9 protein-coding genes and 1 tRNA gene are annotated in these 12,687 nt (G+C 47.2%); 2 read left to right on the top strand and 8 right to left on the bottom strand.

The window, feature by feature from the left end; all coding sequences use genetic code 11:
• Positions 1–56 precede the first annotated feature (56 nt).
• The 6 genes from LEPBO_RS0128765 to LEPBO_RS38575 form a co-directional block, all read right to left on the bottom strand.
• Positions 57–1,247, bottom strand: a complete 1,191-nt coding sequence (locus LEPBO_RS0128765) for a glycosyltransferase (RefSeq protein ID WP_017291057.1) — start codon at positions 1,245–1,247, stop codon at positions 57–59.
• A 155-nt stretch (positions 1,248–1,402) separates the two neighbouring features.
• The gene (locus tag LEPBO_RS0128760; protein WP_017291056.1) at positions 1,403–1,603 is read right to left on the bottom strand and encodes a hypothetical protein; all 201 of its coding nucleotides are present in this window, start codon (positions 1,601–1,603) and stop codon (positions 1,403–1,405) included.
• Positions 1,604–1,678: 75 nt separating this feature from the next.
• Positions 1,679–2,440, bottom strand: a complete 762-nt coding sequence (locus LEPBO_RS0128755) for a M48 family metallopeptidase (RefSeq protein WP_017291055.1) — start codon at positions 2,438–2,440, stop codon at positions 1,679–1,681.
• A gap of 80 nt (positions 2,441–2,520) precedes the next feature.
• Positions 2,521–5,199 carry a replicative DNA helicase gene (gene dnaB / locus LEPBO_RS0128750; protein WP_317135200.1) on the bottom strand — a complete coding sequence of 893 codons (2,679 nt, stop codon included), beginning with the start codon at positions 5,197–5,199 and terminating at the stop codon, positions 2,521–2,523.
• Between the two features lie 71 nt (positions 5,200–5,270).
• Positions 5,271–5,729, bottom strand: coding sequence for a 50S ribosomal protein L9 (gene rplI / locus LEPBO_RS0128745; protein WP_017291053.1), 459 nt, complete (start codon positions 5,727–5,729; stop codon positions 5,271–5,273).
• A 71-nt stretch (positions 5,730–5,800) separates the two neighbouring features.
• Positions 5,801–9,727, bottom strand: a complete 3,927-nt coding sequence (locus LEPBO_RS38575; RefSeq protein WP_017291052.1) for a non-ribosomal peptide synthetase — start codon at positions 9,725–9,727, stop codon at positions 5,801–5,803.
• 616 nt (positions 9,728–10,343) lie between these two features.
• Between LEPBO_RS38575 and LEPBO_RS0128735 the strand changes: the two genes are divergently transcribed.
• Positions 10,344–10,414 (top strand) — tRNA-Gly (locus LEPBO_RS0128735).
• Positions 10,415–10,547: 133 nt separating this feature from the next.
• Positions 10,548–10,940 carry an SCO5389 family protein gene (locus LEPBO_RS0128730; protein ID WP_017291051.1) on the top strand — a complete coding sequence of 131 codons (393 nt, stop codon included), beginning with the start codon at positions 10,548–10,550 and terminating at the stop codon, positions 10,938–10,940.
• A gap of 169 nt (positions 10,941–11,109) precedes the next feature.
• Here the strand turns inward: LEPBO_RS0128730 and LEPBO_RS38570 are convergent, their stop codons facing one another.
• Positions 11,110–11,625 carry a DUF3531 family protein gene (locus LEPBO_RS38570; RefSeq protein WP_017291050.1) on the bottom strand — a complete coding sequence of 172 codons (516 nt, stop codon included), beginning with the start codon at positions 11,623–11,625 and terminating at the stop codon, positions 11,110–11,112.
• A gap of 1 nt (position 11,626) precedes the next feature.
• Entirely contained in the window at positions 11,627–12,544 is a 918-nt protein-coding gene (locus LEPBO_RS0128720; RefSeq protein ID WP_036044956.1) for a Sll0314/Alr1548 family TPR repeat-containing protein, read from the bottom strand.
• Between the last annotated feature and the right edge of the window lie 143 nt (positions 12,545–12,687).

Genomic DNA, 12,687 nt, shown 5'->3' with positions numbered 1-12,687 from the left:
ATTAAATTCAAAAACTCAGGAAACTCCAAACTCTAGAAAAACCGCTCAGATCCGACTTACCCAGTGCCACAGACGTCTAAGATGAGTTGATCGACCGATTGAAAGAAAACATCTTCTGAGAACCGACTCACAGCATGGTCTCGGATCGTTTGATAGTTCCATTCCATCGATCGAGCTTGCAAAAGCGCTCGATGCAACGCGTGAGGAGTCTGTGAATTGAAAAAGACTCCGGTGATCCCAGGGATTTGGGTATCGAGCACACCGCCTTCCCCGTAAGCAATGACGGGAGTTCCACTCGCATTGGCTTCGACGGGAACGAGTCCGTAGTCTTCCAATGCCATGACAATCACCGATCGAGATTTAGATAAAAGCCGCCTGCGTTCTGCATCACTGACATGCCCCAAAAATTGAACATTCTGCATTGCACGTGCTTCTAGCGTATCGCGTTCAGGTCCATCTCCCGTAATCAATAAATTCCACCCCAACCAGTTAAAAGCTTCAACGACAACATCTAGGCGTTTGTAGCTGACTAATCGTGCCGAAGCGAGGTAAAAGTCTTCTTTCTGACTAGAAAACGCAAACTTTTGTGTATCGATCGGGCAATTGATCACTTGCGCTGGCTTCTGATAGATTTGCTCGATGCGCTGTGCCACAGTTCGAGAGTTGGCAATGTAAACATCCGGCTCTTGTGCATAGGTCAAGTCGGTCTTGCGCATTGCCCGAAAGATTTGTTCAATGACGGGCATAAAGCGGCGATAAGCGGTGTATTCGCGCAGATAGGTCTTCGTGTCCCAGAGAAATCGCGTGATGTTATGACAAAAACAAATGTGCTTTGCATCGGGGCGCTTTCTGACACCTTTTGCAAAGCTGGTTGTGCTGCTGATAATTAAGTCATATTCGCGCAAATCGAGTGCCCGAAATGCAGAGTAATAAAGGGGGGCAAGCAGTTTGAAGTAGCGAGAGGCTTGGGGGATTTTTTGCAAATAGGTTGTGAAAACTTCGCGATCGCCAAAGTCGATCGACGCTTCCGGCTCATATAGCGATGTAAAGATATCTGCATCCGGATAGCGCTTGCACAGCATCTCAAAGACCCGCTCTGCACCACCTTTTTGCGTTAGATAGTCATGAACTAGGGCTACTTTCATTACACGCCAGATAAGACAACAAGCAATCTGAGGAGCCAGCGCATTCAGAAGTTCAAAGTGTTGATCGTGGAACAATACTGCCAAGCGGAGACGAGCGAACATCTCTACTTAGCATGAATGCGCGATCGTCACGAAATGAACTAGCACGGCAAAATTACGGGCTGAAGCCAACTGTAAATTTATCATGAAGCTTGATTCATCCTTCCTGTGATAGAGATCACTTTTTGTCAAAACCTAGGTCTAAAGTCATGGTTGCGTTAATCTTCTTCCAGCAAATCATCTCTAAGATCACCGGGTTCATTCAACATTTCCGGCGTGACGGCGGGGTTTTCAACGAGTTCTCTGGGATCGGCATCTGTGCCACCCCGATAAACGAGATCATCGGGATTGACAATCTTCTGTTTCTTTGGAGGGGTGTCGTTCGTTGGACTGGGCAGACGTTCAGTGGGTTCGGTCATATTCAATGACGGGGATGAAAAACCTTCGCATCTTATAAAGTTTGAGTCGGTTTCATCCCCTATCAAAAGAGCGACTTATTCCTTGATTCCACTCGGTTCTAACCATCCGGGGACATAGTGACTCGAGCGTCGGAGTTCTTGGTCGATCGCTTTATAGGTGGGATCTTTTTCCTGTACAAGTGCCCAGAATCGCGGCGAGTGATTGAGATGGATGGTGTGACATAGCTCATGCACAAAGACATATCGCACAAGTGCCGGGGGCAAAAATAATAGTTTGTAGTTCAAGCTGATGTTGTATTGTTGCGAGCAGCTTGCCCAAAGAGTTTTTTGTCCGCGAATCGAGGCTTTGTGAAACGGAAGTTCTAGCTCTTGGCTGACTGACCAGAGCCAGGGCACGAGCCGCTGATACGCTTTATGGGCGAGCCACTGTTGGAGTAGTGCTTTGCAGAGGTCTTCGTTGTGAGTACTGCCGCGCAAGATCAGGCGGGATTTGCCCTTTTCAGTCAGAGTGACCCGCGAGAAGCCAGTTGGCTGATAGTCAATCTCCCAAGTTTGGTCGATCGCTCTGAGGATCATTTGCTCTGGCAAAGGCGGGCAGGGGTCGATCGACAATTGCTGCCGTTGGGCTTCGAGCCGCCCAATCGTGCGCTCGATCCAACTTTGTTTGGTATGCAAAATTTCCGGGATACGGCTTTGGTCAAATCCGCGAGGGATGATGACTTCTAAGCCGCCCTGCACCGTCATTTTTAGGCTGACGTGTTTTGCTTTAATGCTTTCTCGAACTCGATACTTGGGGAGTTCCACAAGCTGACCAGTAATCAGTCTTGACTCAACCATTGGTAGGCGTGATAGCGATTCCGAATCTGTCACTTATCTTACTGGATTCTCACGGATTTGAATCAGTAAGTTGGCGGGTTTTATTCGTAGGTCGATCGATTCGAGACCGCAAGATTCAAGAACTTAGTAAATTGTGGCTCAAAGAGCAGTTTGATCGTTCCAGTGGGTCCATTGCGATGTTTAGTAATCAGCACTTCTGCAATGCCGCGATCGGGGGTGTCTGGATTGTAGTATTCGTCGCGGTAAAGCATCATCACAAGGTCGGCATCTTGCTCGATCGAACCACTTTCGCGCAGATCTGACATCATTGGGCGTTTATCAGCGCGAGCTTCTACACTTCTACTTAATTGCGAGAGCGCAATGACGGGCACGTTCAACTCACGAGCAAGACCTTTTAAGGCGCGTGTAATTCGAGACAGTTCTTGAACGCGATTTTCACTGCCATTCCCTTCCATCAGTTGCAGGTAGTCAATGAGAATCATTCCGAGTGCGCCGCCTTGCTCAGCTTGCAGTTTACGAGCGCGCGATCGCATTTCGACAACGCTGATATTGGGGGTATCGTCAATGAAAATTCTTAAATTGGAAAGTTGCCCGATCGCATTGCTCAAAGGCTCCCAATCGTGTTGAGCAATTCTTCCCGATCTCAATCTTCCACTCTCAATTCTTGCCTCACTTGCGAGTAAGCGCTGCACGATCTGCTCTTTCGACATTTCTAAGCTAAAGACAGCGACAGGAAGCTTGTATTGAGCCGCAATATTCCGCCCTAAACCGAGACAAAAGGCAGTGTTATGCACACAGATGTCATTTGCGACAAAGTTATGGGTTGTTGGAATCGTCAAATCGTAGACTTGCTTTTCGCCAACTGATTCAATTGAGACAATCTCATCCCAATAAACATCACTGTCGGCAAGTTCTTGAAGTTGAGGATGCTGAAGCGCAGTCGCTAAAGTCATGAGGCGATCGCGCGTCGGGGCGCGTTTTCCAACATGAATATTGGAAGATCCTGCGATTCCTGCCCGTTGTGCAAGCTGGCTCCAAGGTTCGCCCTGCCGCGCGACTTCAAGCTGTTGCCAAACTTCGATCGGAATTAAGTCACGATTGGTTTGGTATTTCCGAACCGCGATCGCAGCTTCAACCTGAAGTAATGCCGCTTCTTTGCCAAAAATGCCGATCTCTGTGATGAATGTTTGAATCGATCGAGCATCGGTAATATCAAGTTGCCAAGCTAACCGCCGCTCGCCCTGATATTTCACCCTTCTCAATTTCAGTCTTGCAATAATGCCAAATCGCAGCAGTAAGTGTTGAATCTGGCGAGCTAATTTCTCGCTAACTGTTGCGTAGCCGAGTTGAGACTGTCCACTTGCCAAAACACTTGCCCAACCGTCTGTTGCAAAAAGCCGATTCAGGAAAAGTGCAATGTGCGATCGCGTTAATTGGAAAATTGGCTCTGGGATCGTTTTTTCGTGTGCTGATTTGCCGTAAAGATTCAGTGTTCTCAGCCAGTTCGTGAGTGCGTTACTTCCATGACCGCCACCCGATGCTGAAGCAATTCGGAAAGACGGGGTTCGTGTGCCATTAGAATCGGTTTTCTGAACGCGTAGATCACCCAATTCAGATACCGCTTCAACGAAATCTGCTTGAATCAATGGATTGATGTTAGTAAACTCTGGCGAACCTTTCGTCAGACACCCATCTCCAATCAAGTAGCCCAACAGCTTAATTTCACAAGCTCGAAGGGTTTGTGTCCCAAAAACGTCAATGATGCGTGGAACTGCTATGCGATCGCCCACTTTCACATGAGCTAAAGGCAACCATCCATCTAAAGTCAAATAGGGGTGACTTAGCGTTGTTTCGACGGTTCTACCTAAGCGAGTTGTGACTCGGAAAACAGGCTTAATTCCGTCATCGACAAAGGCAGAAGGTTCAGTGATCGAAAACTTCCAATTGTCATTGAGGGTGAGTAATTGGGCTTGGCGATTTTGATAGATTTCTGCGATCGTTGAGATAGAGCCATCTGCTAACACTAATTCTGCGTCGTGAGCAAGGCATTTTCCCATTGACGGGCGACCTGCAACGATGATCAAATCCGATCGCTGAAAGCCTTGAGTTTTGCCATCGAGATCATAGAAACCAGAAGCGAGTCCCGGTAGAGCCATGCCTGCCGATCGTTCTTCAATTTCTGAGAATGTCTTTGTCAAAATATCCGAAGTCGGAACTAACCCTTGATTCGGTCTGACTTGGGTAATGCTAAACACCTTTTGTTCAGCTTCATCGAGAATTTTTTCTAACTCTTTCGAGGTTTCATGCCCTAAATGTGAAATCTGATGTCCAGCACTGATCAGTCTCCGCCGCAAATATTTATCAATCACTAACTGTGCATATTGATCGATATTGACGGCACTCACGGTGCGATCGACGAGTTGCACCAGTTTTGACTGCCCGCCCACTTTGTCTAAAAATTCTCGATCGATTAACCAAGTCGTCACACTCATCAAATCGGTCGGCGATCCCTGCTGATGCAGTGCGACACATGCTCGATAAATCTCCTGATGCGCACTACTGTAAAACATCTCGGTTTTCAGAATATCCAGCACGCGCGTAATCGCTTCAGGATCAAGCAAAATTCCGCCTAAAATTGACTCTTCAGCTTCTAAATTTTGGGGCGGAATCCGATCGTTTGCAGGTTGAAAACTAAACTCTTGAACCATGATGCGGGGGCGGGTAGAAGGAGCGCGAATGTATTGAGGGGTTGAATCCAATCAAAAACTGCGGATTCAACCCCCCAATATACAGGCATTTCTAATCTTAGCAAGTTTTTAGTATTTAAGTACTAGCTTGCAACAACTCGAATCACGACTGCAGAAGTCACGTCGGGGTGCAATTTCACGTGAGCGGTGTATTCTCCAATCTTGTGAATTTCCGGCAGTGTAATCGTGCGGCGATCGACCTCTTGATTGGTCTTTGCTTGGATTGCATCTGCGACATCTTGGTTCGTTACGGTTCCGAAGATCGCATCGTTTTCACCGACTTGTTTCGCAATATCAAATCCGCCAGCAGCTTCGATCGCTGCCGAGATTTTGAGCGCTTGCTGTTTCAATTCAGCCAAACGTTGTTCTTCCAACTCACGACGACGTGCGACCTGCTTGAGAATTCCAGGGTTGACGTTCGTTGCTTTTCCTTGGGGTACGAGATAGTTTCTTGCATATCCCGGCGCGACTTCGACTAAGTCTCCCATCCGTCCTAATTTGCTTACGTCCTGCGTCAGGACGAGCTGAATCCGCTTCGCCATAATAATTTGTTCTCAGTTTTCAACTGTTTCCGCACAAATATTCCATTGTACCGGAGAGCAGGCAAATTGGATCATACAGCTTTTGGGGGCGGCAGCAGATGAGCAATTTTTTTGACGAGTTGCGCGATCGCAGATCTGTCGATACAGGTGACATGATCTCCCGGCAAAATATGTACCGTTAATTTGTCTTCTGCCAGCATTCGCCAACTGACCCAGCGATCGGGCGGATCAAGCTCATCTTCCGACAGAAATAATTGCACGGGAAATGCACTGGGGCGGGGACGGTAGCGCTGAGCGATGCGATCGTACTGGGGATAGCGCGAGTCAATGCTTTGTGTCACCGTTTCCAGTATCCCAAACAGAATTCTTCTCAAGACTAATTTGATGCTCCAACTCGCTTTTTTGAAGAAAAGCCAAGCTCGATCGACAAAATTTAGCGATCGTATCTCTATCCCATAAGCATTCCAGCGTGTCAGGAGTTCAAGCAGCAACTGCAATTGGGGAAAGTTGTGGAGCACAGACAACCACTTGGGCAGCGTCACTAAATTGCCAGGCCCAATCAAGCCAAGTAGGGCGACCGATTGCCCTTGAGCATGAAGTTGTTGAGCAATTTCATAGGCGACGATCGCGCCCATCGAGTAGCCCAAAAGGTAATATGGGCCTTCGGGTTGTAATGTCTGCATTTCTCGAATTGCATGGCTTGCCATCTGTTCGAGTGTTGTTTTTCGAGTCATGGCTATTTCTTGAATGCCATAAATGGGCACGCGCGGATCGAGCTGTGCCCGTAAGCCCTCACATACTCGAAAGGTTCCCAGTGCTCCTGGAATGCAAAATAATGGCGATCGCCCTGGTTCTCCTGCCTGAAATCGAATCAGATCGGTTGACAAATCAGGAGGTTCACCTGCGATCGCGGTTGCTAATTGCCGAATCGTCGGTGCTTGATAGAGCAGTGACATTGATACGGATTTGCCTACAACCTGCTCGATTTTTGCTGCCAACCGCAGCATCAAGAGCGAATGTCCGCCTAGATCAAAGAAGTCATCATCTAATCCAATCGGTTCAACCTGCAACGCCTCTTGCCAAATTTGAGCCAGTTGACGCTCTAGTTTCGTTTCTGGTAGAGCAATCTCTCTGGTCGGCACTGACGGTGCAATTTTTAGCAGTGCTTTGCGATCGACTTTCCCGTTTGGGGTCATTGGAAAAGTTTCTAATTCCACAAACGCACTCGGAATCATGTAGCTCGGAAGTCTTTGCTTTAAGAACTGCTGCAATTGCGTAGGTTCAACACAGGCTTGAGGAATCACATAAGCGATGAGTTGCTGATTTTGGGCAAGCACGATCGCAGTGGTGATTGCAGGATGTTGCGTGAGTTGAAATTCGACTTCTCCTAGCTCAATCCGAAATCCTCGAATCTTGATCTGATCATCATTTCTGCCTAAATATTCAAGCTTGCCGTCTTCGCGGTATCGAACTAAGTCGCCTGTTCGATACAGTCGAGTTTTCGGCAGTCCGGGAAACTGATGTTCGATAAATCTTTCTCTGGTCTGTTCAGGACGACGCAGATAGCCACGCCCAACGCCTACTCCTCCAATCCACAGTTCTCCAGTGACTCCGATGGGAACGGGCTGCATCTGCGCATCTAAAACATAAGTTTGAGTATTCGCGATCGCACTACCGATCGAGAGTTCCGCTTGGTCGAATCCGGATCGAATTGGATCGTAAAGTGTGGCAATCACCGTTGCTTCCGTTGGTCCATAGGTATTGATCCAGCGGGGATGCTGCCCAACTTTTTCGAGCCAAGTCAGATACGTCGATCGTGAGGCTTTCTCTCCACCGACAACGACTAATCGAACGGTAGACGTTAAGTGCAAATTCAGTTCTGCCAGCGCATAGACAATTTGATGCCACAGTGCAGTCGGGAGATTGAGGACAGTAATTTGATAAGTTTCAATGAATTGCAGAAACTGTTGGGTCGAAAGCAGACAATCAGGAGATCTGAGAACTAACCTTGCACCGCACATTAAGGTGGGAAAGATTTCTTCGATCGCAATATCAAAACTCAACGCAGAAGCTTGTAAAACTCGATCGGTTTCCCTCAACTCATATTCTTGGATCACTGCGAAATGATGGTTGATCATACTCTGATGCTCAATCATTACGCCTTTCGGTCTTCCGGTCGAGCCTGAAGTGTAAATAATATAAGCTAAATTGTTGGGCTTGACGTTGCTCGGAATTGTTTCTGAACTGAACGATCGAATTTCGTCCTGTGCAATCTCGACATCAATGACAGGCGAATCGATTTCAGTCATTGAATTTTGCTGCGTTAAGAGCAGTGTCACTTGAGCATCTGAAATCAGTAAGGCTAAACGCTCTTTCGGATAGGTTGGATCAAGTGGAACAAACGCCCCGCCTGCTTTGAGAATGGCGAGAATTCCCACAATAAAGTCAATCGATCGCGGCATACAAATGCCAACTAAACTTTCAGACTGAACACCTTTTGCTTGTAAGTAACGGGCAAGCTGATTCGATCTCTGTTCGAGTTCCTGATAAGTTATCTGGTCTTGACCAAACTCGATCGCGATCGCATTCGGTGTCTTTGCAGCCTGAACTGAGATGAATTCATGCACACAACCTGATGGAAAAGACTGTGCCGTTGCATTCCACTCTACAAGCAGTCGATGCTGTTCCTGCACGGGCAAGATTGCAAGGTGAGAAATCCGTTCTTGGGGATTGTGAATGATGCTTTCGAGCAATGTCTCAAACTGCTGAGCCATGCGCGCGATCGTGCTGTCCTCAAACCGATTGGCATTGTATTGCCAAACAACATTAAAGCGATCGCCTGCCTCGACCACTTGCAAATCGAGATCAAAGGTTGCTCCACCTTGATGCTCTAGTAAATACGGTTCGAGGTGCAACCCCTCACCGAGTTGATTCAACCAACGATGCTTCTGCCAAGTAAACGTCACCGAGAACAACTCTTCCCGCTGCTGTTTGACGAGCTCTTGAAACGGCATATCCTGATGAGCTTGTACCTCGGTGACACGTTGATGTACCTGCTGCAAAAGCCTGTCAAATGATAGTTTTCCTTGTATGGGCACTCTCAAAGGAAGCATATTTGAGAAGTACCCGATCATCCCTCGAAATTGCTCCTCGCCCCAACGTCCTGCCATCGCAGTCCCGATCGTTAAATCAGTTAGCTCTGTATAGCGATAAAGCAGCACTAGAAAAGCAGTCAATACAACTCGATAGAGGCTATACCCTTGAGCCTGAGCCAGAGATTTCAGGGCTTGAACGAGTTGCTGAGGCATCGGAAACGACTGAATGCCGCTTTGCTCAGTCTGTAGAATACGGGGCTTACTCGGCAGATCAAGTTGAGGTCGATCGCCTGCAAGTTGATGTTGCCAGAAGTCAAGTAAGTCTTTTGCGCGATCGCTTCTCAGCAGTTCCGTCTGCCACTGAACATAGTCAGCATAATCAAACTGTTGCTTCTGCAAAGGTTGCGCATGATAAAGTTGCTGCCATTCCTGAATCAACAGATCAAATGTCCACATGTCTCCTGCAATGTGGTGCATCGTGATCACTTGAATCTGTTCTTGCGGGCTGCATTCAAACAGGCTGACTCGAATCGCGGGTTCTGTTTCGAGTCGAAAGGATTTTGTAGTTTCAGCTAAGATCTGGCGCTTTAAGGTGGACGCTCTCCAGTCAGAAGCCTGGATGTACCGTAGAGGAATTCTGCCTGGAGCAATGATACGTAGGGGTTGCCCTTTAAGGTCGAGGTAGCGCGATCGCAAAATTGCATGTGCCTCAAAAAGCTGCTGCCAAGCCTGTTGCCAAGCATTGAAATCAAACTCGCCTCGAATGCGAACGGTTTGATAAATGTTGTACGCACTGCTTTCAGGAGCGAGTTGGTACAGAAACCAGAGTCCTTGTTGCTGCTGCGAGAGCGGATACCCAGATGAAACTTGGGTCGATGAATCGGCTACAGTCAAACTTTGCATATCTTATGTGGGCAGGTCAATTCAAGGATGGTTTCCAGGCTGCACATCACACTGAGCGCTCTCACAAATCTGCACGATACACACATGAGACTGCTCCTCATCCAAAACGATAGGAGACTTCTTTGCGAACGTGAATTGATTAAAAACTTGCGTATGCCCTAGGTGTGAATGCTTGCCCCTGGTAGACTGGCATACCCTGATAATGTGAAACCCCAATCTGTTGACAGCGAAGCTCAATGAAATGAGGAATCTAATTATTGGGGATCATAACAAGATTGTAATTTCCTCGTCCATAGTATTAACAAAGTGTCTGTTTCTACTAAATTGAGTCTTCGTGCAGCTGAGCTTTTGGCTCAGTAAAACGATCAAAGCAGGTCGGTCACAGCCTAGACGAATCCCTCAATCCCTCTAGATAAAAGGGGGATAGCCAGTTCCATCTTGAACAATTTAAATTTCTTATGATATTGAAAGTCTAGACTCAATGCATTGCAATATACTGTCGAGTAAGAGGTGCACTTCCTTGAGCAACAAAAGTCTGAAATCTGAAAAGAAATTTGAAAAGATTGTTGTTGAAATTGCTAAGAAGAGATGCTATTCTAATTAAGCGCCGAAACGCGCGGGCATAGTTTAGTGGTAAAACACCTGCCTTCCAAGCAGGATATCCGGGTTCGATTCCCGGTGCCCGCTTTTGCAAGTTAGAAGCTTCTGAGTGACTCAGAAGCTTTTGTTGCGTTTAAATCACGTCTCGTATTTTTGTAATGATAATTGTTCTCATTCTCTGTGTTAGAATCACCTAGCTTTTAGCGAAAGGAGAAAATAGATGTCCCTAGATGTGAGTGCAGAATTGGTGCAACAGGCGGAAATGGATACGATCGACGAATCTGCTTTTGTTGAAACGATTCGTCAGTCATTGCCCTACGCTTGGGGAATCGTTGAAACACTGGTCAAGGAGATCGAAGCAGAAAACCTAGGCTGGTCAAATCATGCGATCGCGCCGCCCAACGAGCAGGCGCGAGGACAATTGTTACGCATGGTCGGAGGGGATGCAATTCGGGGCGCAGTCGAATCGCATTTCAATATCAAGCTTGCCTTTCAAAACTGTCACAACTTGGCTGTGTTTCGCCGCGATCGCGATACAGCGACTGCCTATGCAGAATTCACCTCAATTCGCAGTCAGATTTTGAATCAAACTCCTGAACTGAAGGATTGCTAAACCACATGCTAAACCTGAAAAAGCAAGGAATGCCCGTCACGATGATTACGGAATTCCTAGGCAGCAGTAAAACAACTTTGCTAAATCAAAATTTTAGGCATTCCTAGATGAGCAGCAAATTCAGCAAAACCTGACACAATGCTGCTATGAATTGCAGATTGCAACGTGACTAATTGCGCTGATTGTCTTCCATTACGAATCCTGCACCACTGCCTGGAACGCGCCAGTCTTCATTCTCTCCACCGACAATCACTCGATCAAGGGTGACGAAATCCTTGCTCAGTTGGCGGAGAGAATTGAGCAAAATGTCTATCGCGATCGCATCACTGGTTCCGAGATCAAACCAGCAGCGTCCCCAATTGCCCTCATATTCAAAATCGCTCATATTGTGCATGACTGCCATCATGCTGTTATCTGCAATACTTTCGTCGTAGGGCATATAGCTGACTTCTAGCCCGACATCTTGGACTTGCAGATTTTCCGCATTAAAACCGCCCAGTTTTCCGAGGAAAAACCAGGAACTAAACGTCTCTTCTACATACTGCTTCTCCATTTCAGAAGGCACAGTATTAAACTCAATCCAGATCCAGACGTTAAACGGATCAAATTCTCGAAACTCAACACGCATAAAAGATTCAGAATTCAGGCAGGGTAAAAGTTGAACTGCCTGAATGCCAAAATTCATTCTAGCGTCCGCTCAGGCGTTGTTGAACTCGGTTGAATTCTCGCTGAATCTGGTTTGCCGTGGCTGGCGGAAGCTGAGCCTTTTTATTCAAGGCTTTCTGGAATAAAGGCACGCTTTCATTTAAGCGCTCCTGCCGCACAAAAATTTGCGCTTTCAGATAGCTCAATTCAGGATTATCCGGAGCCGCTGCGATCGCACGATCGATCGCCTGCATTGCCTTATCAAACTGCTTGAGATCTCGATATCCCACTGCTAAACCGCGATCGGCAACATAACGCGGTTGGGCAGTTTGTTCGAGTCGAGCGATCGCATCTTTTGGACTGGATAACGGCAAACTCAAATTCGTTGCTAGTGCCAAATCGATCATGCCTTTGACCAGATTTAACTCAGGATCTTTGGCATCAATGCGTTCTGCTGCGTCTAAATACCCAAATGCCTGCTGAAGACTACCCAGAATTCTCGGAACACCGTTGACTGTGCCTTCTGTTGCAGCAATATAACCGCCATCTAGAATTGTGCCTGCTGCCATGTAGAGATTGCCTCGCAGCGGGTCAGATTTCAGTAATGCCTGTGCAACGGTGCGAGTTTGATCTGCATTTGCCTTAAATTCACTGAGCAAAGCTTGTTTACGTCCCGCATTCGATTCGCCTTGAAAATTCATGTACGCAATCATCGCTTTCATTGCGAAAGCAAGCGGCTCATTTGCATCTGCCTGACTGAGAATTTTCTGTGCTTCGGTGTAATTGCCTTTCTCAAACATTGCCCGAAACGCCGATTCTGTTTGCGTGCTAATGGCGCGGGGATTGGTTGTTCTAAACGGATCTTTCGCGAGCGACGGACTCGCTAACATTCCCATCATTAATGCTGCTGCACTTAGACTTTGAGCCAGCCGACTCGATACCCACTTCACCATAACCATATGTTTGATTTCTCGATGCAATCAGAGCTTTAACTGACGATCTTATGCGATCGCAAGTTCCACGCAAGTTCCACAGGTAGCATTCCACAACTGCGTAGTTTAGGCGCTTGTCCTTTCACTGATTTGCCACAATAGAGACAGCC

The sequence above is a fragment of the Leptolyngbya boryana PCC 6306 genome, assembly GCF_000353285.1.
Lineage (GTDB): Bacteria > Cyanobacteriota > Cyanobacteriia > Leptolyngbyales > Leptolyngbyaceae > Leptolyngbya > Leptolyngbya boryana.
Note: the sequence above shows the minus strand (reverse complement) of the source record. Positions and strands in the feature narration are given on the sequence as shown.